The following is a 21,398-nucleotide window of genomic DNA, read 5'->3' as shown; positions in this document are numbered from 1 at the left end:
TTTTACTTTTCTAATTCAACAGTTACTTTTAATCTCTTCAATCCTGTTTGAATAGCTTTTATTTTAAATTTACTAATACCTTTAATTTCTAAAAGCTCCTCCGTAGAAGCTTCTTGAATTTTAGATAAATTTCCATGATTATTAACTATTTTATCTATATCTCTTTTTGTTAGCTTTGTTATTTTATCTAATATTCTATATCCCTTTGGTGTTACTCTATTTCCTAAAGCTGAATATGTTTTTCCATAATCTAATACTGCCGATAATTTTTCTAACTCTTTTAATTCATCATCTGTTAATTTTGAAAGTCTATCTGTTATTTCAGCTAAATCAAAAGGTGCGTTAGAATAGTTCCAATAATCTCTTAAGAAATCCTCTTTTTCACTTTCAATATCCTGAATTAAATCGTTTAGATGTAGTCTAACAAGTCTTCCATCTACTCCCAGTTCTGTCATATAAGTGTTCATCTCCTGGAATATTCTTGTTACTTTTTCAAATCTTTGAAGTACAACAGTTACTTCATACAACGTTACTAAATCATCTAATTCAAGAATTGTTAAGTTTCCTAAAGCCTTATCTAAAACAAAACGATAACGCTCTAATGTATTTAATCCTTGAGAAGCTTCTCCCATTAAATCCGAAGTACTTCTAAGTCTGTGCTTCATTTCTCCTTTATATATTGTTACAACTTTTTTTCTTTCCGATACTGCTATAACTAATTTATCTGTTTGTTTTGCTACTCTTTGAGCTGTTCTATGCCTTGTTCCACTCTCATTTGTAGAGAATCTCATACTCGGTTGTAAATGTACATTCGCCGAGTGTATTCTTGTGATATCGGAATCTAATATTATTGCTCCATCCATTTTACAAAGTTCAAATAACTTTTCTGGCGTATATTCACAATTTATTTCAAATCCACCATCCATTATTTTTTGAACTTCAGAGTCTAAACCAACAACTATTAAAGCTCCCATTTCACCATCTAAAACGTTATATATCCCCTCTCTTAACTTTGTCCCTGGAGCCAAAAGAGAAAGAATCTCTAAGAATTCTGGGTTATTCATCTTTACTCATCCTCTCTAAAAATTCTTCTAAATTTTTTAAATATATTATTTTTAATTTATAACTATTTTTTTCAATCTCTTTTCTATTAGCTTCAGGAACATATACACCTTTAAAGCCAAGTTTTTCTAACTCTCTCAATCTTTTATCAATAAAAAAAGCTTTTCGAATTTCTCCTCTTAATCCCAACTCTCCAATTGCTGCTATTTTTTGACTTATAGCTACATTCCTATATAGCGAAACTATAGAAATAAGAGCTCCTAAATCTGCTGCAGGGTCATTTATAGAAAGTCCACCTGGTATATTTATAAACAAATCTTTCATTCCTAAATGTAATCCCATTCTTTTTTCAGCAATTGCTATTAAGATTTGCATTCTATTTCTATCAAATCCTTGAACAATTCTTTTAGGAATTCCGATAGTGCAATCAGTAAGTAATGTTTGAATTTCTAAAAGAAAAACTTTTGTTCCTTCTAATACCGGTACTACCATGCTACCTATATTTTTTTCATCCCTTTCACTTAAGAAAAATTCCGATGAATTCTTAACTTCGTGGATTCCAGTATCTTCCATACTAAATACAGCTAGTTCATTTGTAGATCCAAATCTATTTTTCAAACTTCTCAATATTCTATAAAAAAGTCCTTCTTCTCCTTCAAAATGAAATACAGCATCAACCATGTGCTCTAAAAGTTTTGGTCCTGCTACTTTTCCATCTTTTGTTATATGACCAACTATAAAAAATGAAACATCATTCTTTTTAGCAAGTTCTATTATTTTTAAAGTACACTCTCTTATTTGAGTTGGTGTCCCTGGAATAGAGTCTACCTCTGAATTATACAGTGTTTGGATAGAATCAACAATAACTATTTTAGGTTTTTTTGTAATAACATATTCGTATATACTTTGAATATCTGTTTCTGACATTAAATATAAGTTCTCAGAATATATTCCAAGTCTTTCTCCTCTAGACTTTATTTGAGCGGGTGACTCTTCTCCAGATACATACAAAACATCTCCATACTCTGTATACTCTTTAGCCGTTTGCAAAAGAAGTGTTGATTTTCCAATTCCAGGATTTCCTGTTATTAATACAACTTCTCCCTTTACTAAACCTCCACCTAAAATTCTATCAAACTCAGAAATTTTAGTTTTATATCTAAAGTTTTTTTCTATTTGTACATTGGCAAAAGATACTACTTTTTCTTGTATATTCACAAGTGAATTTGTAGATGATTTTATGCTTCTAGCTGCAATTGGAGAAATTTCTATCTCTTCTTCAAAAGTTCCCCATTCACCACAGCCATCACATTTCCCCATCCATTTTATAGTTTTAAAACCACACTCACTACATACATAAAAACTCTTCGCCTTTGCCATCTTTACTCCTCAAATCTTTTTTTTATCTTTTCTATTACAAAGTCATCTAAATAATTATCTAATTTGCCTTTATACAGTGCTAACTCTCTTACAACGGAAGAACTAACGTATAAATATTCTTTTGATGCTGGAATAAAAACCGTTTCAATCTCCCCATTCGAGATATCGTAATTTCCATATGCCAATGATAATTCGTACTCATAGTCGATAACTGCTCTTAATCCTCTAATTATATATTTACATCCTATCTCGTTCATATAATTAGCTAATAACCCGCTATGCTCGATTACCTCTATATTTTGTATATCTTTTAAAACTTCTTTTACCATCTCTTTACGTTCATCCAAAGAAAATAAAGTTTTTTTAGCACTATTATTCAAAACTGCAACAATCAATTTATCACACATTTTACTTGCTCTTTTTATTATCTCTCTATGACCTTTTGTTATTGGATCAAATGTTCCTGAATATAAAGCTAACTTCATCTTACACCTAACTTTCTAATAATATTTCGTAATCTTTTAGTAAATCTCTATTTTTTGTTGTTATCTCTATTGTTTTTCCAGAAGCTTGTAAAAGAGATTTAATAAAATCAAAATATATTTCTTCTATTTTTTCTTTAACAGAAGTTTTTGTTATTATTTTTACATTTTTTATATCTTTTTCACTAACTATATCTTTCAGCTCTTTTATTATACTTTCTACTATTGCTCTACTTCCTTTTATTTTTCCTGTTCCTTTACACAAAGGACATTCATCTTGAAAATAATAGCTTAATGGCTTTCCTAATCTTTTTCTAGTCATCTCTACTAATCCTAAATCAGTAAAATGAATTATATTTGTTTTTACTCTATCTTTAGCTAAATTCTCTTCTAAAACCTTTAAAACTTTTTGTTTATCCTCTTCAACCTTCATATCAATAAAATCTATAATAATAATTCCACTTAGATTTCTTATTCTTAATTGTCTCGCTATTTCTGCTGCAGCTTCCATATTAGTTTTAACTACAGTTTCTTCTAAATTCATACTTCCTATATTTTTTCCAGTATTGACATCTATGCTGACTAAAGCTTCTGTTTTTTCAATTACAATAGAACCACCACATTCTAACATAGTTGTTACTTCTAACGATTTCTCTATCTCTTTTTGAATACCATATTTATAAAAAATCTCCTCTTTTTCTGTATAAAGTTTTATTTTCATTTTTGGTATTCCTTCACTAAAAGCTCTAATATAATCTATTATTTCCCAGTAAACTTCTTCATTATCTACAACTATTTCATCAATATCATTACCTATAATATCTCTTAGCACTTTACTTACAATTCCATTATCTTTATATAAAAGTTCCCCTGTTTTTGCTTTCTTTATTTTAATCTCAATCTCTTCCCATTTTTTTATTAAGTATTGTAATTCTTTTTCAAAATGGTAGATACTTTTCCCTTCAGCAGCAGTTCTTATTATAACTCCCATCCCCTCAGGAACTATTTCTGAAAAAAGCTTTTCTAATCGCTCTCTCTCTATTTCATTTTTTATTTTTTTTGATATAGCAATATGATTATTATTTGGCATTAAAACTAAAAATTTCCCAGGTATAGTATAGTGAGTCGTTACTCTTGCACCTTTACTACCTCTAGGATCACTTAAAACTTGAACTACTACATCATCTCCTACATTTAATAGTTCTTCTATTGGTTTTCCACTATTTACAATTCCAGTTAAATACTTTTCTTCAAAATCTCTCAAATCCTTAACATATAAAAATCCATTTTTTTCAAGTCCAATATTGACAAAAGCTGATTCCATCCCTGGAAGAACATTCGCAACTTTCCCTTTATAAATGTTCCCGTTTAGTGTTCCTTCACCCTCTCTTTCAATATGAACTTCCATAACTTTTCCATTTTCTAAAACTGCTGCTCTTGTTTTAAATTTATTGGTATTTATTATTACTTGGTTCATTTATCTCTCCCCTAAGAACCTGTTTCCATGAGTAAATTTTTTCATTTATTTTGATTCTATCTATCTCTAATATATTATTAATTTTTATTATTAAATTTTTTCCTAATTTTTCTCTGTTAATTTTATTTATACCTACAATTTTGGAAACATTCTTTTCATTTATTTCTACTTCTAATCTTTTATCTTCTTCATATATTTCTTTAAGAAAATCATAATATATCTCTCCAACCACCAACTCTCTGAAAGCTGGATGGAAAGGTCCCCCTAAAACATTTTCATTGTCATTTAATTCTTCTGTCGGTTGTAACCCAACTCTAATAATATTTATATCGTTATAATCTAAAAGAGAATATATCTTTTTACATCTTTTTACAGCTTCTGCCAAAGTTAGAGGTATATAACTTCCCTTCTTAAACATATCTGCCATTTCAGTCTCTTTTATCACTAGTGTTGGATAAATTCTCGCAACAGCAGGCTTTAGTTCAACTGTTTTTACAGCACTCATAAAATCACTTTCATCAGTCGAACCAGGTAATCCTAACATAAGTTGGATTCCTAACTCAATTCCTGCTTCTTTTATTAATTTCGAAGCTTCATATACTTTTTCCATCGGATAAAATCTATGTGTTTTCATTAACACCTTTTCATCTAAAGATTGAACTCCTAACTCTACAGTTGTAACTCCGTATTTTTTCAGCATATCTACTATTTTTTTATCAATATAATCAGGTCTTGTTGATAATCTTATTCCATCAATCAAACCATTTTTTATATATTCATAAACTACAGATAGATATTCCTCTTGCAACTTTATAGAAATTCCTGTAAAAGTTCCACCAAAAAAAGCCACTTCTTTCTTGGATTTTTTTGGAAGAGTTTTTAAGTACGTTTCAATTATATTTTTTATATCCTCTGTGGTTACATCTGTCTCTCTACCATTTATCTTTTTTTGATTACAAAATACACAATCATTAGGACATCCAAAATGACTTATAAAAATAGGAATATTATAATGTTTCATAAAGCTTTACTCCTAACTTTTTACAAATATCTTTTGCTGCTGATTGTTCTGCACTTTTTTTATTTTTACCTTTTCCATACCCTTTTAAATCATCTTTTATAACTGCTACAACTTCAAAAACTTTTAAATGGTCTGGGCCATCTTCGCTAACCACTTGATAAGTAGGAATTATTTTATACTCTTTTTGACTATATTCTTGTAATATCGTTTTAAAGTCTAAAATATCTTCATTCTCATTTATATGCTCAATTGGATATTTTAAAAATTTCATAGCTATATTTTTTGCTACTATAAAATCTGAATCTAAATATATTGCACCTAATATTGCTTCAAAAACATCTCCTAATATAGAGTTTCTTTCTCTTCCACCAGTTAATTCTTCACCCTTACTTAACATTAAATACTGTCCAAAATCTAAACTTTTTGATATTCTTGCCAATACTGGCTCACTTACTACCATAGCTTTTAGTTTTGCTAAGTCCCCTTCTAAAGCATTTGGGTAACTTTTATATAGATACTCTGTCACAATAAGATCTAGAACTGCATCTCCTAGCAGTTCTAGTCTTTCATTATTTAATTTTCTATACTTAGCGTGTTCATTTCCAAAAGATCTATGGATAAGTGCATTTTTTAATAAATCCTTATTTTTAAAGGTATAACCTATTTTATCCTCTAATTCTAAGTATGATCTTTTCACTTATCTCTCTCCTTTTTACTTATATTTTCTCATTGCAATTACAGCGTTATGTCCGCCAAATCCTAACGAACTTGACATTCCAACTTCTATCTCTCTTTTTATCATTTCATTTGGAGTATAGTTTAAATCTAATGTTGGATCTGGATTATCTAAATTTATTGTTGGAGGTACTACACCTTCTGCTATTGATAGTGCTAAAATTACTCCTTCAATTCCTCCAGCTGCTCCTAAACCATGTCCTGTTGCTCCTTTTGTTGAAGAAACATTCATAGTATATGCTGAGGCTCCAAAAGCATCTTTTATAGCTGCTGTTTCATTTCTATCATTAGCAGGTGTTGATGTTCCATGAGCATTAATATATCCTACTTCTTCTGGTTTTATATTTCCCTCTTCCATAGCCATAATAAATGCTCTTGTAGCTCCTTCTCCACCTTCTGCTGGTGATGTGATATGATATGCATCACAAGTTTCTCCATATCCTACTACTTCTGCATATATTTTTGCACCTCTAGCTTTTGCTGATTCTAATTCCTCTAAAATTAAAATTCCTGCACCTTCTCCCATTACAAATCCGTCTCTATCTGCTGTAAATGGTCTTGAAGCTTTTTCTGGATCATCATTTCTTGTTGATAATGCTTTCATATTTGCAAATGCATTTATTGCAAATTTTGTGATACAAGCTTCTGTTCCACCTGTAATCATCGCATCTGTTCTTCCTGATTTTATCATCTCATAAGAATCTCCTATTGAGTGAGTACCTGCAGCACACGCTGTTACAACAGCTTTATTTGGTCCTTTTGCACCAAAATAAATCCCAACATTTCCTGATGCCATATTATTAATCATTGCTGGTATTGTAAAAGGAGATATTCTTCTTACTCCTTTTTCTAACATTGTCCCATATTGATCTTCAAAAATTTCTATTCCACCAATTCCTGACGATACTATTGTTCCGACTTTAGTTGCATTTTTATCGTCTATAACAAGTCCTGAGTCTTCTAATGCCATTTTTGCAGCGGCAATTGCAAATTGTGTATTTCTAGCTAATTTTTTTACTTCTTTTTTTTCTATTCCAAACTCAGTTGGATCAAAGTCAGTAACTTCTCCAGCTATTTTAACAGCACTTTCTGTTGTATCAAAAGATTTAATCTCTTTTATTCCACATTTTCCAGCCTTAATAGCTTCCCAAGATTTTTCCGTCCCAGTCCCTAGTGAAGTTATTAAACCAACTCCTGTTACAACTACTCTTCTCATTATTTATCCACCTCTTCGTTATTTTTCCAAAAAATATAACTAAAGGGGTACTTTCATACCCCTTTAAATTTATCTTACTTATTTGACTCAATGTAGTTTACAACATCTTGAACAGTTTTAATTTTTTCTGCTTCTGTATCAGGAATCTCTACGTCAAACTCCTCTTCGAAAGCCATTATTAACTCAACTGTATCTAATGAATCTGCTCCTAAATCCTCTACGAAGTTTGCCTCTAAAGTTACTTGATCAGCGTCTACTCCTAATTGCTCTACAACTATTTCTCTTATTTTATCTAACATGTGTTTTCCTCCTAATTTTTAAATTATTTATATTAATATATTAGCAAATTTAATATATTTTTTCAAGTTTTATAATCTTTAGTATTTTATACTAAATCTGAAAGTTTTTCAATATTGATAACTTCAATTTCTTTATCAATCTTTTTTATTAAACCATTCAATACTTTTCCAGGTCCAATTTCGTATACAGTTGTCACTCCTGCTTCTTTTAAAGCTAATATTGTGTCAACCCATTTAACTGGTCCAAAACTTTGTCTATATAATTCATCTTTTAAATCTTCTACTTTTGTAACCTCTTTTGCTGTTGTATTTGCCACTAAAATTATTGAAGAATCCTTAAAATTAAACTCTTCTAAAGCTTCTTTTAGTATTTCACCAGCTGGTTGCATTAAGCTTGAGTGGAATGGTCCAGAAACTGATAATTCCATAGCTCTTCTTGCTCCCGCTTCCTTTAAAGCTATACAAGCTTTTCCTATTGCTTCTTTTTCTCCTGCTATTACAGTTTGCTTAGGCTCATTGAAATTCACTGCCTCTGCTACTCCATCTACTGATTTTAAAGTTTCAACTATTTTATCAGCATCAAGTCCAATTATTGCTGCCATTGTTCCTGCAACTTCTCCTGACACCTTGCTCATTGCTTTTCCTCTTAACGAAGTTAGCTTTACAGCATCTTCCATAGATAAAAATCCTGCTGATCCAATTGCTGCATACTCTCCTACAGAGTGCCCTGCTACATAATTTGGTTCAATACCTTTTTCTCTTAATAATTTTTCTAAAACTAAACTCATAGCTACTATAGCTGGTTGAGTGTTTTTAGTATCTTTTAACTCTTCCTCACTACCTTCAAACATAACTGATTTTAAATCAAAATCTAAATTAGAGAAGATTTTATCAAACTCTTTTTTAGCTAGTTCATTATTTTCATAAAGTTCTTTTCCCATGCCAACATACTGTGTTCCTTGACCTGGAAAAACAAAAGCTATTTTGCTCATATTAACTCCTTTTTATAAATAACATGTGTTTTTTAATATATCATATTATTCTTACTCTGTCAATTTTAATTTTAGTAAGACCACTTAATTATCATTGAAGCATATGTTAATCCTGCTCCAAATCCTGTTAATGCTATTGTATCTCCTTTTTTTACAAGACCTTTATCTAAAGCTTCACCTAAAGCTAATCCAATTGAAGCTGATGATGTATTCCCTAATTTATTTAAGTTTAAATAAAACTTATCCATTGGAATTTCTAATCTTTTTGAAGCTGCCTCTATTATTCTAACATTTGCTTGATGTGGAAATACCATATCTATATTTTCTGCTTTTAAATTAGCTCCTTCTAATGCTTCTAAAGTTGCTTTTGGAAGAGCTTTTACAGCAAACTTAAATACATCTTGTCCTTTCATTTGTAAGAAATTTGATCTCTCATCTAAAACTTCTTGACTTAATGGTTTTCTTGTTCCTCCTGCCGGTGTTCTAAGAGCTCCTTTCACATCAGCTTCTGCTCCTAAAAATTGTGATAACATTCCGTACCCTTCTTCTACTTCGGCTACTACAGCTGCTGCTGCCCCATCTCCAAATAAAACACAAGTATTTCTATCTTGCATATCTACACACTTAGATAGAACTTCTGCTCCTATTACTAATATTTTTTTATTCATTCCAGAAGCAATCAAGCCCTTTGCCATTGTTAAAGCATAAACAAATCCACTACATGCTGCATTTATATCTACTGCTGCCGCATTTACAGCTCCTATTAACTCTTGTACAACACATGCTGTACTTTGAATTGGATAATCAGGTGTTGTTGTTGCTAAAATTATCATATCGATATCTTCTGCAGAAAGCCCTGCTTTTTCTAAAGCTTTTTTTGATGCTTCTGCTCCTAAATCCGATGTAGCTTGATCTGCGCTTGCAAATCTTCTTTCCTCTATTCCTGTTCTTGTCCTAATCCACTCGTCTGATGTATCTATAATTTTTTCAAAATCAAAATTTGTCATTACATTTTCTGGAACATAAGTTCCTAACCCTATTATACCTACATTTTTAAGCTTCATCGCTTCCTCCTTGATTCTGTTTCATTACCTCTGTCAATCTATCTATAAATTTGTCTTCTGCAAACTTATTGGCAACTTTTAAAGCATTTTTTATTCCTCTAGCTGTTGAATTTCCATGAGCTTTTATAGAAATTCCATTTATTCCTAAGAAAAGAGCTCCTCCGTACTCAGAAGAATCCAACTTTACTTTTAATTTTTTTAAAATAGGTTTCAACAATAGGGCCCCAACTTTTCCTAAAGTACTCTTATTTATCTCTTCTTTTAAAATTGAAAATATAAATTTAGCAGTTCCTTCTGCTGTTTTTAAAACCATATTTCCAGTAAAACCATCAGCTACAATAACGTCAACTTCTCCATCCATCATCTCTCTGCTTTCAATGTTTCCTATAAAATTTATTTTATCATTACTTTTCAAAAGATGGAAGGCCTCTCTTGTAATTTCATTACCTTTTCCTTCTTCAGTTCCTATGTTAAGCAATCCAACTTTAGCATTTGAAACACCAAACATCTCTTCATAATATAGAGTTCCCATTGTTGCAAATTGATTTATAAACTCAGGTCTACAATCAGCATTTGCGCCCACATCCATTAAAACAATATCTCTTTTTTTGCTTGGAAATATTGTTGTTATTGCTGGTCTCAAAACTCCTTTTATTCTTCTAAGTTTAAGTTGACTAGCACTTATTAATGCTCCTGTATTTCCTGCTGAAACTGATGCTTCAACCTCTCCAGATTTCACTAATTCTAACATTCTATTCATAGATGAATCTTTTTTAGTTCTTACAGCTGACATTGGATCGTCTGTCATCTCAATAATTTCTCTAGCATCATAAATTTCTATTCTATTTTTATCATAAGTATACTTTTCTAATTCTTCTTGTATTTTTTCTTTTTTTCCAACTAAAACCACAGTTAAATCTTTTAGTTCATCCAAAGCTTGTACAGCACCCTTTACTGTTTCTAAAGGTGCAAAATCTCCACCCATGGCATCTAAAGCAATTCTCATATTTTCTCCTCAATCAATATATAATTATTAACTATTATACCATATTTTTGGAAATAAAAAAAAGCAAGATTTAACTATCCCGCTTTTTTTTATAAGATATTACTCTACTTCTGTAGCTAATACTTGCTTTCCGTTGTAATCTCCACATGCAAGACAAACTCTGTGCGGTCTTCTTGGTGCTCCACATTTGTCACAAGTTGCTAAAGTAGAACCTGTTAATGCGTGGTGAGATCTTCTCATGTTTTTCTTAGCTTTCGAAGTTTTCTTCTTAGGTACTGCCATCTTAGTTTCCCTCCTAATACATTCATATTTAAAAATTTAAAATTTTATGTCTAATAATTGCTGCCATCTTGGGTCAACATCCTCTTTAGAGTATTTTTCTACTTCAGTAGTATCTGAACACTCTGGAAGACATGCCTCATATTGTGACAAATCAAGTATTATATATTCTCTAACCAGATCAGAGATATCTATTTCGCTATTTATAGCTTCTTCAAAATGTTTGTCTCCAAACTCCTCTTCTGGCTTCAGACTAGAAATATACTTAGAATATTCCTTTGGATCTAAATATTCTCCTTTGAATTCTCCTTGAATTAAAGGCTCTATCTCCGCTAGACATCTAACACACTCTAATCTTAGTACTGTTCTATAAGACCCTTCAATTACATAACCATTTCCCTCTTTATAGGCTTTTCCTTTTATAGTTACACCTTCTGGAGTGTCCATAGAATCCATAGTCTTTTCAACATAATCAAAGGTTACCTCTGATTCATTAATAATTTCACTAAGCTTGATTATCAATGTTATCCTCCTTATAATTACAATACCTTAATATTTTACTAGTTTTTTTAAAGGTTGTCAAGTAATTTTTCTTAACAACCCTTTATATTTTATACATTAAATAAAAACTCCATTAAGTCTCCATCTTTTACAATGTATTCTTTTCCTTCTAGTCTTAGAACTCCTGCTTCTTGAGCTCCTTTCCAACCAGAATACTTTATAAAGTCCTCATATCCAACTACTTTTGCTCTAATGAACCCTCTTTCGAAATCTGTATGAATTTCTCCAGCTGCCTTTGGAGCTGTATCTCCTATTCTTATAGTCCAAGCTCTTACTTCTTTTACTCCTGCTGTAAAATAAGTTTGTAACCCTAACAATTTAAATCCTGCTCTGATTAATCTATTTAATCCTGGTTCTTCTACTCCTAAAGCCTCTAAGAACTCTTTTTTATCCTCATCTTCCATTTCTTGAAGTTCTGATTCAACTTTTGCAGATACAACAACAACTTCTGCTCCTAAACCTGCTGCATATTCTTTTACTTTCTCTACATACTCATTTCCTGTAGCTAACTCATCTTCTGATACATTAGCTGCAAACATCATTGGCTTTTGTGTTAAAAGTTGATATGTTCTCATTAATTCTTGCTCTTCAGGTGTTAGTACTAATGTTCTTAACATTTTATATTCATCTAAATGTACCTTACACTTTTCTAAAACTGGCATTAATGCTAAAGCCTCTTTATTTTTTGCTTTAAATAATTTTGATTGTTTTTCTATGGCTTTTTCAATAGTTTCCATATCAGCTAAAATAAGCTCTCCATTTATAATTTCAATGTCTCTTATTGGATCTACACTTCCACTTACGTGAATAATGTTCTCATCTTCAAAACATCTAACAACTTGACAAATTGCAGCAGTAGTTCTAATGTTTGATAGGAATTTATTTCCTAGTCCTTCACCTTTTGCTGCTCCTTCAACTAAACCTGCAATATCTACGAATTCAACTGTTGCATGTTGAACTCTTTGAGGATTTATTATTTTTGATAATTCATCTAATCTTTGATCTGGAACTGTTACCATTCCAACATTTGGTTCTATTGTACAGAACGGATAGTTTGCCGCTTCTGCCGCTCCAGCTTTTGTTATTGCGTTAAAAAGAGTTGACTTTCCAACATTTGGAAGTCCTACTATTCCTATACCTATCATTTTAGAGATTCCTCCTGAAATTTTATTTTACTTTAGATTTTACCATATATAAAATCTTTTGTAAATAAAAAACCCCTCACTTTATTAAGTAAGGGGTTTCAATATTAAGCCTTTTCTGCTACACAATTTTCAACAGTTGCTTTTTTTAGTCTTACTTTTGGTTCACTTGGTAAACCAAATCTTGGAATAAATCTATCTAACCCTGTTAATGTAGCTATTAAAATTGTTGATACTGCGATTAATGCTAAGAAATTAAATTTAATTATATCCATTGCAGTAAATTTATATAATGGATATACAGCTTGAGCTATTCCTAAATAGAATCCTATATATACATGCCATGGAATTAATTGTGATCCAAATACTCCCAATGCATCACTAAACGTTGCATTTCTAAGTCTTAATGTTTCAATATCCTCTGGAGATCCTTCAACATTTTTTTCAACGATTTCTCTTATAATAGGTCCCATAGTAACTATCTGAGCCATTTCATCTGCTAAACCAGCATTTCCTAATATAGATAGTACTCCATTACAAAACATCAATTGTCTTACATTTTTCGAAACTGCAACAACTATATTTGATAAAGGTCTAAATGCATCCATCAACTTCATTATTCCACCAAATGCTGCAACCCACATCATCATTACAATTACCCAAGATCCTGCACCCTCAAATCCAGAGTATAATAGATTTAAAAATGCTCCTGTACTTTCAACTGTTCCTGCAAACATACCTAATATATACGCTGCAAATATTCCTATAAACAGACATAGTAGTGTTGTTAAACCTCTAAATGCTGCTATTAAAACAAGAATTAAAGGTATTATCATATAAGTCGGTACACCTGTTTTCACTTGATTTAACAGTGTAACTGCAGACTCTCTTTTCTCAGCTAGTACTGTCCAAACTTCTTCTGGTATTTGCCCAATAGCTGTTGCTGCATCTCCTGTCGTTGTCGGTAATCCCATCACAACTCCCGCCACATAAAAAGATATAATTCCTAAAATTAAAACCATTCCTGACCAGTACCCTTGATGTCTTATTCTTTTTATTACTTCAACTTTTTGAATTCCAGAACTAACAATTGTTGTATCTGATATAAGCCCTATGTTGTCTCCAAAACATGCTCCACCAGCTATAGCTCCCACAGTTAAAGCAATATTTCCTCCAACGATATGGTTAAGCCATAAAAATATAGGTGCACAAGCAGCAAATGTTCCCCAGCTTGTTCCTGTTGCTATTGATAAAACTGATGTTACAATTATTCCTACAACTGCTACTGTTCTTCCTGTCAATCCTACATTTAAAGCTAAATTTATAATAGAAGCTCCAACTCCTGTTGACATAAATACCTCTGCCATAGCATATGCTACCATTAAAATAAAAAATGCAACTTGCATCTCCTTCGCATTATTTATAACTGCATCAATTATGTCATTCACCTTTTTCTTCTCAATTACTACTGCAACTAACGCTGCATATACTGTTGCTATAGGCGCTGCTATTAAAGCATCATATCCCATAAACATTAACATTGCTAATATAGCAACTGGACTTAATTTTAATAGTTCTGTTATTCTGTTCATCCTAAAACCTCCAAGTTTAATTTTATATTTTAGTTTCACTGAAATTTTAGGTAAAAAAAACTACCGTATGGAAAATACGGTAGCTAATCTGCAAAATATATCACAAATTTTGGATAGCACAACACCAGATTCTATCTGATGACAGTCATGTGAATTTTTTTCACATGCCCAACAAAGATTTTTGACTTAACCTTTATTTCGGCGAATTCCCCTTTCACTCAACTTCAGCGCTCTGTCCAGCTCTATTGAGTTACTCTTGTCATTCGCAACCTCTACCTAAAATATTAAATTTTCGAAACTTTAAATTATAGTATCATTATTTGTTTTCTCTGTCAATTATTTTTTTATTAAAGAAACTCCATTCATTTCAGCTGGTTTCTCAATATTTAATATTTCTAACATTGTTGGAGCTATATCAGCTAATTTACCATTATTTAGCTCTCCTTTAAAATTATTAGAAACATATATAAACGGCACTTCATTAGTAGTATGTGCAGTAAATGCTTCATTTGTTACTGGATCTACCATTTTTTCTGCATTTCCATGGTCAGCTGTTATTAGTACTGTTCCATCTAACTCTAGAACTTTATTAACAATCTCTCCTACACCTTTATCAACAGCCTTTATTGCTTTTACAGCTGCATCAAATACACCAGTATGTCCTACCATATCAGGATTAGCAAAGTTCATTACAATAACATCAAACTTATCAGAATCTAATGCTTCTAAAACTTTTTTTGTTAATTCTGGAGCTGACATTTCTGGCTGTAAGTCATATGTTGCAACTTTTGGAGATGCAACTAATATTCTCTCTTCACCCTTAAATTCAGTTTCCTTTCCTCCATTAAAGAAGAAAGTAACGTGTGCATACTTTTCAGTTTCAGCCGTTCTTAACTGAGTTAAATTATGATTTGATATAACTTCTCCTAATGTGTTAGTTATATCTTTATCTGTATAAATAATTTCTGCATCTATAGTTGAATCGTACTGTCTCATGCAGTAGTATTTAGGCTCTAAATATTCTCTTTGGAATCCTTTAAAGTCTTTATCTGTTAAAGCTCTTGTTATTTGTCTAGCTCTATCCGGTCTGTAATTAAAATTAATTACAACATCACCTTTTTTAATTTCTCCAGATTTTGTTAATAAAACTGGTTTTATAAATTCATCTGTTATTTTCTCAGCATATGAATCTTCTATAATTTGCTCAGGAGTTTTTTCAGTTACTTCTACTTTTCCAACTATAGCATCATAAGCCTTTTCTGTTCTATCCCAGTTAGTATCTCTATCCATTGAAAAATATCTTCCAGAAATAGTAGCAATTTCTCCTACTCCTATCTCTTTTATTTTTTCTTCTAATTTTTTTATAAACTCTAATCCTGAAGTAGGAGCAGTATCTCTTCCATCCATAAATGCATGGATGTATACTTTTGTTAATCCTGTTCTTTTTGCCATCTCTAATAACCCGAATAGATGATTAATATGAGAGTGAACTCCTCCATCTGATAAAAGTCCCATGAAGTGGATTGCCTTATCATTATGTTTAGCATAATTAAATGCTTCTACAACTTTAGCTTTTTCAAAAAACTCTCCGTCTCTAATCTCTTTTGTAATTTCTACTAGAGGTTGATAAATAACTCTTCCAGCACCTAAATTTAAGTGTCCTACTTCAGAGTTACCCATTTGTCCTTCTGGTAATCCTACAGCTTCTCCAGATGCTTTTATTAATGTATGTGGATAAGTATTAAATAATCTTTCAAAATTTTCTGGTTTTGCTTCTGCAATAGCATTTTTTTCTGTTGCATTTGGGTTATATCCCCAACCATCAAGAACCATTAACATTAAAGGTTTTTTAGCCATTTTTTAGCCTCCTAATTTTTATTATCTTGCTCCTGCTTTTATAACTTGAATAAATGTTGGTGCATCTAACGAAGCTCCTCCTACAAGTCCACCATCTATATTTTCCATAGCTAATAACTCTGCTGCGTTTTTAGCATTCATTGATCCTCCATATTGGATTGTCATTTCTGATGCTGCTTCTGCTCCAAACATAGCTATCAATACATCTCTAATCTCTTTATGAGTCTCTTCTGCCATTTCTGGTGTAGCTGTCTTTCCAGTTCCTATAGCCCATACTGGTTCGTATGCTACAACAACTTTAACTGCTTCTTCAGGTGTTAACCCTGCTAATCCTTCTCTAATTTGCTTTTCGTTTACTTCAGATGTTTTTCCTGATTCTCTTTCCTCTAATTTTTCTCCAATACATAATATTGGAATTAAATCGTGAGCTAAAGCTGCCTTTACTTTTTCATTAATGAAAGCATTAGACTCATGGAAATACTCTCTTCTCTCTGAATGTCCTAATATAACGTATTTTACTCCAATTTCTTTTAACATAACTGGTGATATTTCTCCTGTATATGCTCCTGAATCTTTTGGATGCATGTTTTGTGCAGCTATTGCAACATTTGATCCTTCAACTGTTTTTACAGCTGATTCTAAAGCTGTGAATGGAGCTCCAATTACAATTTCTACTCCTTCTACACCATTTGTTAACTCTTTTAACTCTGATAATGTAGCTTTTGTTTCTGCTACTGTTTTATTCATTTTCCAGTTTCCTGCGATTATTGTCTTTCTCATTGATTTCTCCCTCCAAAACTTTTTTATTAATTTTAATTTTATGATAACATAATTTCTAGTTTTTTAACACGCACTACATTGTCTATATTTTCATCCTATTTTGAGTATTTTTTTCTCTAATTAAGTAATTTTTTTCTACTTTCTTCTTTCAAAACCTCTTTTAGGTAGTCTTTAGAGTTTGCTAATAAGTCTTCAAGTAAAGGTACTATAGCACCTTCTAAAACTTCTATAATCCCTACAAAATCTTCTTTTTTAAAGGCTTCAAATATCTCTTCAGCATACTTTTTAAATTCTTCCACATACTCATTATAATCAGAATATATTAAATCTATTGCTGTTGCTTCTTTTAGAGACAATACTATTCCAAACACCCATTCAACAAAACTTACCATTTCTATTAATTTTCCAATATCGCTCATCTCTTCTTCTATTTCAGATAAATTTTCAAAAAATCTATCTGAGTAAGGTTCTAAAAGATATAATGACTCTATCAAAATCTCTCTATGAGAACGCGTTGTTAACTCTAAAACCTTTACTTTTTTATTTAAAGGCAACGATTTTCCATCAACCATTTCTCCATCAAGTTTTAATTCAACAATAACTTCTCCATCTTTTATTACATTAGCTTCTATTTTCTCTAATACATTTAATAATTTTGTATTTTTTATTCCTATATTTATTTTCTCTCCATTTATAAAAATCTCCATTTCCACCCATCCTCAGTTTAGTCATTTAAAATAATCTTTTACTACAGCTATTGTAAAAAAAATTACATTTTTGGCATTTTGATTTTCTAAAAATTCTCTTTCGATTTCTTTTAAGGTTGCTCCCGTTGTTACAATATCATCAACTATCAATATACTTTTTTGAAAATATTTTTTTTCTATTTTAAAAGCTTTTCTTACATTCTCTCTTCTTTTTTTATGTTCCTTTATTTCATACATGTATTTTGTATTTTTTATTCTCTCAATATTTTCAAAATTTATATTTGCTGATTTCAATATCTCATCAACTTGATTATATCCTCTTTCTAAAAATCGCTTTTTATTTACAGGAACAGATATTACTACATCAATCTTTTCTTTTATTCTAATAGTTTCTATCGAATCTTTAACATACTTACTTAGACTGCTTGTAATGTCTTTTCTGTTTTTAAATTTTAAATCAAAAATAATTTTTTTTACATCTGTATAATAATATAAGTAGTATAAGTTCCTTCTTTGTTTCAAGTCACTCATTTTCTCTAGTTTTACAATACATTTAGAACACAAATACCCCTTATTTTCAAGATGGCAACCACATAAAGAACAGGTATTATCAAATAATAATTTTCTAAGGAGTTGCTTTAGCATATTTCTTACCTTTTTTATTTTTTGCAAACTCTTTATCTACTATTTTTGCTGAGTAAAACTCAGTATAGCCGCATTCTACACAAGTTTTTATATAATACGTTCCAATCTCTATTTTTAATCCAGGGCTTTTTTCTGGTATCACTGCAGTTTTGACTATATATCTATCACTTCCACATTTTAAACATTTATAATCCAAGTTCATCACCCCAAAAAATATTCTTAATCCACTCTATTTTTTCACCTAGAAAAACTACTGCATCAAATCTTATTTTTTCATTTTCTAATCTATTTTTTCTTATAAATTCTTTTGCAGTTATATATATCTTTTTCATCTTTTTTTTATCTATTGCTTCTTGTGGCATTCCAAAAGATAAATTTTTTCTATATTTAACTTCAAAAAAAACAAGGGTTGTTTCATCATATCCGATTATATCTATTTCTCCAAAGGAACCTTGATAATTCATAGATAACACTTTTACTCCAGTATTCTCTAAATATTCTTTACCTTTTTCTTCATAAATTTTACCCTTGTTTCTTTTATTCATATTTTACTCTCCTAAAATTTTCTTTAAAAAACTTTTTCTATGAATTTTATCAATAGGTCCTTTTTCTAATATCATTTCACGATGAGCTTTTGTTCCATAACCTTTATGTTTTTCAAAAGTATACTCTGGATAAAGCTTTGCTATTTCTAACATCATTCTATCTCTAGTAACTTTCGCTATAATTGAAGCTGCTGCGATAGACAAACTTTTTGAATCGCCTTTTATCACAGGTAATTGCTCTCCAATATATTCTCTAATTCTATGATTACCATCTACCAAAATTTTTTCAAACTTTACCTTTTTTTCTATCTCTTCTATTGCTCTTCTCATTGCTAAAAAAGTAGCATTCAATATATTTATCTCATCTATTTCATCCACACTAGCAATCCCTATACCTATATCAAAGTTTTCCATAATAATATCAAAAAGTTCTTCCCTAACTTTTTCAGTTAATTTTTTAGAATCATTTATCTTTTCTAACTTCTCGTCATACTTTTTTAATTTAGCTACTGCTGCAACTACTGGTCCTGCTAATGGACCTCTTCCAGCTTCATCTACCCCTATAATATCTCCATTTTCTAAATCAAAGAGATACATTATATTTTTTATATCCATTTCATCTCCACTATTTATAGGTTGTACCTATATCTCTATATTTTTCCTTTTATTATTTCTGTAATCTTACTATCTTATTTATATCTAATTTTAATCTCTTCGCTACATCTTTAAAATCCTCTTTCAATTCTCCTAAAATCACCATCTCTTTTCCTGTTATGGGGTGATTAAATTTTAAATAGTAAGAGTGAAGCATTTGTCTCTTTATCAAGTCTGAACTACTTCCATAAACTGCATCCCCTAAAATAGGGTGATTTAAACTTTTCATATGCACCCTTATTTGATGAGTTCTACCTGTTTCTATTCCTACATCTACTAAAGAGAATCCCTGTACACTATCGATAACTTCATAATTAGTTATCGCTATTTTTCCATTTTCTGTTACAACAGCCATTTTTTTTCTATCTTTAGAATCTCTACCAATTAAAGTTTCTATTCTACCAATTATATTTTTAAAATTTCCTTTACAGATACAAACATATCTTTTTTCAATAGTTTTATCTTTAAACATATCTGTTAATTTTACATGAGCTATATCATTCTTTGCTATAACTATTAATCCACTTGTATCTTTATCTAATCTATGAACAATTCCAGGTCGGATAACTCCATTTATTGTTGATAAATCCTTTATATGATAAAGAACTGCATTCACCAAAGTTCCTGTATAGTATCCTTGAGCTGGATGAACAATTACTCCTGGATCCTTATTAATTATGACCATATCTTTATCTTCATATACTATATCTATTTGAATATTTTCAGGTAACACTTCAAGTACTTCGTCTTCAGGAATTTTCACTATTATTATTTCTTTCCCTTTAAGCTTATTCCCGCTTTTTGTTTTTGATTTATTATCTATTGACACATTCTCATTATCAATTAATTTTTGAATATAACTTCTCGTAGCATCTTCAAAAAATTCATTTAAAAAAGCATCTAATCTTTTACCCTTATCTTTTTCTTCAACCCTTATTTCTATAACTTCTTTATATTTTTCCATCTTTCACTTCCTACCTAAACTCTATACTTTCTAAACAAAATTATATCACAAGTTATTTTCTATTACAAAATTATTACTCAAAAAAAAAGAAATCTATTTTTTTGGAGTATATATGTTACAGAATGGTAAAATTATTAATTCCATTTTTAATTTTAGGAGATTAATTAAGACGAGGAGGTTTATTTTTATGAAAAAATTAACACTTTTAGCATGTTCTTTATTCGCTTTTGCTGCTGTTGCTCAAGCAAAAGAAGTGGCTGCTCCTGTTACAAGTTCAAAAGAAGTTGTAGCTGAGCCTGTTATCATTGAAGAAGTTGTTGTAGCTCCTGTGGTTGAGAACCCTTGGGGATTCATTAACTTAAGAGCTGGATGGGATTTCTGGAGTGAGTATGGAGATTATACTGATACTAGAAATACTGCAGAACCTTACGGATTAGGACATAAAACTAAGGATTTTGGTGGAGAGTTAGCAATTGAGGCTTATAAATCTTGGGATCACTTAGATTTAGGTCTTGGTGTTGCTTACCAGCATCATATGAAAAGAAAAACTTCTGGTGATATTTCTGGAGCAGAGTTTAAATCAGTTCCTTTATACGTAACTGGTAGATATGATATAAATTATTGGGATTGGGCAGCTACTCCATATATCAAAGCTAACTTAGGTTACTCATTTAACTTTGATTCTAAGAGTATTAACACTCCACTTGGAGATGTTGGAACTAAAGTTGATGATGGTTTATATTGGGCAGCAGGTGTAGGAGTTCAATACGAAGACTTTAATGTAGATATTCTTTATGGTACTAACTATGCCAAAACTAAAGTTAATGGAGACGGATTTAATGATAAATTCGATAACGATTATGAGAGAGTTACTCTTTCTGTAGGTTATAGATTCAATATCTGGTAAAAAGCATTTTAAATATATAAAAGGAGATAAC

24 protein-coding genes and 1 riboswitch are annotated in these 21,398 nt (G+C 30.7%); of the genes, 1 reads left to right on the top strand and 23 read right to left on the bottom strand.

The window, feature by feature from the left end; genetic code table 11:
• Positions 1-2: 2 nt before the first annotated feature.
• From disA to MKD34_RS01830, 23 genes are all read right to left on the bottom strand, one after another.
• On the bottom strand, positions 3-1,064 hold the full coding sequence (gene disA, locus MKD34_RS01940) for a DNA integrity scanning diadenylate cyclase DisA (protein ID WP_240219494.1): 1,062 nt from the start codon (positions 1,062-1,064) through the stop codon (positions 3-5).
• On the bottom strand, positions 1,057-2,442 hold the full coding sequence (radA, locus tag MKD34_RS01935; protein ID WP_240219493.1) for a DNA repair protein RadA: 1,386 nt from the start codon (positions 2,440-2,442) through the stop codon (positions 1,057-1,059). The genes disA and radA overlap by 8 nt, the downstream gene beginning before the upstream one ends.
• Before the next feature lie 2 nt (positions 2,443-2,444).
• The gene (gene coaD / locus MKD34_RS01930; protein WP_240219492.1) at positions 2,445-2,927 is read right to left on the bottom strand and encodes a pantetheine-phosphate adenylyltransferase; all 483 of its coding nucleotides are present in this window, start codon (positions 2,925-2,927) and stop codon (positions 2,445-2,447) included.
• Between the two features lie 7 nt (positions 2,928-2,934).
• Positions 2,935-4,401, bottom strand: coding sequence for an Rne/Rng family ribonuclease (locus MKD34_RS01925; RefSeq protein ID WP_240219491.1), 1,467 nt, complete (start codon positions 4,399-4,401; stop codon positions 2,935-2,937).
• Positions 4,373-5,422: an elongator complex protein 3 gene (locus tag MKD34_RS01920; protein WP_240219490.1), complete on the bottom strand. Its 1,050-nt coding sequence runs from the start codon at positions 5,420-5,422 to the stop codon at positions 4,373-4,375. Before MKD34_RS01920 ends, MKD34_RS01925 begins: the two co-directional genes overlap by 29 nt.
• Positions 5,409-6,119 carry a ribonuclease III gene (gene rnc, locus MKD34_RS01915; RefSeq protein WP_240219489.1) on the bottom strand — a complete coding sequence of 237 codons (711 nt, stop codon included), beginning with the start codon at positions 6,117-6,119 and terminating at the stop codon, positions 5,409-5,411. Before rnc ends, MKD34_RS01920 begins: the two co-directional genes overlap by 14 nt.
• A 15-nt stretch (positions 6,120-6,134) precedes the next feature.
• A complete protein-coding gene (gene fabF / locus MKD34_RS01910) occupies positions 6,135-7,373 on the bottom strand; it encodes a beta-ketoacyl-ACP synthase II (RefSeq protein WP_240219488.1) in 1,239 nt (412 codons plus the stop codon).
• A 74-nt stretch (positions 7,374-7,447) separates the two neighbouring features.
• Positions 7,448-7,672, bottom strand: a complete 225-nt coding sequence (acpP, locus tag MKD34_RS01905) for an acyl carrier protein (RefSeq protein WP_023051686.1) — start codon at positions 7,670-7,672, stop codon at positions 7,448-7,450.
• An 86-nt stretch (positions 7,673-7,758) separates the two neighbouring features.
• On the bottom strand, positions 7,759-8,664 hold the full coding sequence (fabD, locus tag MKD34_RS01900; RefSeq protein ID WP_240219487.1) for an ACP S-malonyltransferase: 906 nt from the start codon (positions 8,662-8,664) through the stop codon (positions 7,759-7,761).
• A gap of 71 nt (positions 8,665-8,735) precedes the next feature.
• Entirely contained in the window at positions 8,736-9,728 is a 993-nt protein-coding gene (locus MKD34_RS01895; protein WP_240219486.1) for a beta-ketoacyl-ACP synthase III, read from the bottom strand.
• Complete coding sequence (gene plsX / locus MKD34_RS01890; protein ID WP_240219485.1) at positions 9,718-10,734, bottom strand: phosphate acyltransferase PlsX; 1,017 nt, start codon at positions 10,732-10,734, stop codon at positions 9,718-9,720. The genes MKD34_RS01895 and plsX overlap by 11 nt, the downstream gene beginning before the upstream one ends.
• A 99-nt stretch (positions 10,735-10,833) precedes the next feature.
• The gene (gene rpmF / locus MKD34_RS01885; protein ID WP_023051690.1) at positions 10,834-11,016 is read right to left on the bottom strand and encodes a 50S ribosomal protein L32; all 183 of its coding nucleotides are present in this window, start codon (positions 11,014-11,016) and stop codon (positions 10,834-10,836) included.
• Positions 11,017-11,052: 36 nt separating this feature from the next.
• The gene (locus MKD34_RS01880) at positions 11,053-11,535 is read right to left on the bottom strand and encodes a YceD family protein (protein WP_240219484.1); all 483 of its coding nucleotides are present in this window, start codon (positions 11,533-11,535) and stop codon (positions 11,053-11,055) included.
• An 89-nt stretch (positions 11,536-11,624) separates the two neighbouring features.
• On the bottom strand, positions 11,625-12,719 hold the full coding sequence (ychF, locus tag MKD34_RS01875) for a redox-regulated ATPase YchF (protein ID WP_240219483.1): 1,095 nt from the start codon (positions 12,717-12,719) through the stop codon (positions 11,625-11,627).
• Positions 12,720-12,823: 104 nt separating this feature from the next.
• Positions 12,824-14,299, bottom strand: a complete 1,476-nt coding sequence (locus MKD34_RS01870) for a Na+/H+ antiporter NhaC family protein (protein ID WP_240220016.1) — start codon at positions 14,297-14,299, stop codon at positions 12,824-12,826.
• Positions 14,300-14,414: 115 nt separating this feature from the next.
• Positions 14,415-14,591: riboswitch (Lysine riboswitch) on the bottom strand.
• Between the two features lie 53 nt (positions 14,592-14,644).
• Positions 14,645-16,165: a 2,3-bisphosphoglycerate-independent phosphoglycerate mutase gene (gene gpmI / locus MKD34_RS01865; RefSeq protein ID WP_240219482.1), complete on the bottom strand. Its 1,521-nt coding sequence runs from the start codon at positions 16,163-16,165 to the stop codon at positions 14,645-14,647.
• Between the two features lie 21 nt (positions 16,166-16,186).
• On the bottom strand, positions 16,187-16,945 hold the full coding sequence (gene tpiA, locus MKD34_RS01860) for a triose-phosphate isomerase (protein ID WP_023051695.1): 759 nt from the start codon (positions 16,943-16,945) through the stop codon (positions 16,187-16,189).
• 116 nt (positions 16,946-17,061) lie between these two features.
• Entirely contained in the window at positions 17,062-17,652 is a 591-nt protein-coding gene (locus tag MKD34_RS01855) for a hypothetical protein (protein ID WP_240219481.1), read from the bottom strand.
• Positions 17,653-17,673: 21 nt separating this feature from the next.
• Entirely contained in the window at positions 17,674-18,174 is a 501-nt protein-coding gene (locus MKD34_RS01850; RefSeq protein WP_240219480.1) for a ComF family protein, read from the bottom strand.
• A gap of 103 nt (positions 18,175-18,277) precedes the next feature.
• Positions 18,278-18,499 (bottom strand): zinc ribbon domain-containing protein, encoded by a 222-nt coding sequence (locus tag MKD34_RS01845; RefSeq protein ID WP_240219479.1) that lies wholly within the window; start codon positions 18,497-18,499, stop codon positions 18,278-18,280.
• Complete coding sequence (locus tag MKD34_RS01840) at positions 18,483-18,842, bottom strand: YraN family protein (protein ID WP_240219478.1); 360 nt, start codon at positions 18,840-18,842, stop codon at positions 18,483-18,485. Before MKD34_RS01840 ends, MKD34_RS01845 begins: the two co-directional genes overlap by 17 nt.
• A gap of 3 nt (positions 18,843-18,845) precedes the next feature.
• Positions 18,846-19,457 carry a ribonuclease HII gene (locus MKD34_RS01835; protein WP_240219477.1) on the bottom strand — a complete coding sequence of 204 codons (612 nt, stop codon included), beginning with the start codon at positions 19,455-19,457 and terminating at the stop codon, positions 18,846-18,848.
• A gap of 52 nt (positions 19,458-19,509) precedes the next feature.
• On the bottom strand, positions 19,510-20,460 hold the full coding sequence (locus tag MKD34_RS01830) for an RluA family pseudouridine synthase (RefSeq protein ID WP_240219476.1): 951 nt from the start codon (positions 20,458-20,460) through the stop codon (positions 19,510-19,512).
• Positions 20,461-20,647: 187 nt separating this feature from the next.
• Here MKD34_RS01830 and MKD34_RS01825 point away from each other — a divergent pair, with 187 nt between their 5' ends.
• Positions 20,648-21,367, top strand: a complete 720-nt coding sequence (locus MKD34_RS01825) for a porin family protein (protein WP_240219475.1) — start codon at positions 20,648-20,650, stop codon at positions 21,365-21,367.
• The last annotated feature ends 31 nt before the right edge of the window (positions 21,368-21,398 follow it).

This window comes from Cetobacterium somerae (assembly GCF_022430525.1).
Lineage (GTDB): Bacteria > Fusobacteriota > Fusobacteriia > Fusobacteriales > Fusobacteriaceae > Cetobacterium_A.
Note: the sequence above shows the minus strand (reverse complement) of the source record. Positions and strands in the feature narration are given on the sequence as shown.

What these genes read in the sequence shown, in the direction of transcription:
- acpP (WP_023051686.1), bottom strand. Translation starts at nt 7,672, where the DNA reads ATGTTAGATAAAATAAGAGAAATAGTTGTAGAGCAATTAGGAGTAGAC.
- fabF (WP_240219488.1), bottom strand. Translation starts at nt 7,373, where the DNA reads ATGAGAAGAGTAGTTGTAACAGGAGTTGGTTTAATAACTTCACTAGGG.
- MKD34_RS01835 (WP_240219477.1), bottom strand. Translation starts at nt 19,457, where the DNA reads ATGGATATAAAAAATATAATGTATCTCTTTGATTTAGAAAATGGAGAT.
- MKD34_RS01855 (WP_240219481.1), bottom strand. Translation starts at nt 17,652, where the DNA reads ATGGAGATTTTTATAAATGGAGAGAAAATAAATATAGGAATAAAAAAT.
- coaD (WP_240219492.1), bottom strand. Translation starts at nt 2,927, where the DNA reads ATGAAGTTAGCTTTATATTCAGGAACATTTGATCCAATAACAAAAGGT.
- plsX (WP_240219485.1), bottom strand. Translation starts at nt 10,734, where the DNA reads ATGAGAATTGCTTTAGATGCCATGGGTGGAGATTTTGCACCTTTAGAA.
- MKD34_RS01925 (WP_240219491.1), bottom strand. Translation starts at nt 4,401, where the DNA reads ATGAACCAAGTAATAATAAATACCAATAAATTTAAAACAAGAGCAGCA.
- MKD34_RS01920 (WP_240219490.1), bottom strand. Translation starts at nt 5,422, where the DNA reads ATGAAACATTATAATATTCCTATTTTTATAAGTCATTTTGGATGTCCT.
- MKD34_RS01895 (WP_240219486.1), bottom strand. Translation starts at nt 9,728, where the DNA reads ATGAAGCTTAAAAATGTAGGTATAATAGGGTTAGGAACTTATGTTCCA.
- radA (WP_240219493.1), bottom strand. Translation starts at nt 2,442, where the DNA reads ATGGCAAAGGCGAAGAGTTTTTATGTATGTAGTGAGTGTGGTTTTAAA.
- MKD34_RS01825 (WP_240219475.1), top strand. Translation starts at nt 20,648, where the DNA reads ATGAAAAAATTAACACTTTTAGCATGTTCTTTATTCGCTTTTGCTGCT.
- fabD (WP_240219487.1), bottom strand. Translation starts at nt 8,664, where the DNA reads ATGAGCAAAATAGCTTTTGTTTTTCCAGGTCAAGGAACACAGTATGTT.
- MKD34_RS01840 (WP_240219478.1), bottom strand. Translation starts at nt 18,842, where the DNA reads ATGAATAAAAGAAACAAGGGTAAAATTTATGAAGAAAAAGGTAAAGAA.
- MKD34_RS01845 (WP_240219479.1), bottom strand. Translation starts at nt 18,499, where the DNA reads ATGAACTTGGATTATAAATGTTTAAAATGTGGAAGTGATAGATATATA.
- MKD34_RS01830 (WP_240219476.1), bottom strand. Translation starts at nt 20,460, where the DNA reads ATGGAAAAATATAAAGAAGTTATAGAAATAAGGGTTGAAGAAAAAGAT.
- tpiA (WP_023051695.1), bottom strand. Translation starts at nt 16,945, where the DNA reads ATGAGAAAGACAATAATCGCAGGAAACTGGAAAATGAATAAAACAGTA.
- disA (WP_240219494.1), bottom strand. Translation starts at nt 1,064, where the DNA reads ATGAATAACCCAGAATTCTTAGAGATTCTTTCTCTTTTGGCTCCAGGG.
- rpmF (WP_023051690.1), bottom strand. Translation starts at nt 11,016, where the DNA reads ATGGCAGTACCTAAGAAGAAAACTTCGAAAGCTAAGAAAAACATGAGA.
- gpmI (WP_240219482.1), bottom strand. Translation starts at nt 16,165, where the DNA reads ATGGCTAAAAAACCTTTAATGTTAATGGTTCTTGATGGTTGGGGATAT.
- ychF (WP_240219483.1), bottom strand. Translation starts at nt 12,719, where the DNA reads ATGATAGGTATAGGAATAGTAGGACTTCCAAATGTTGGAAAGTCAACT.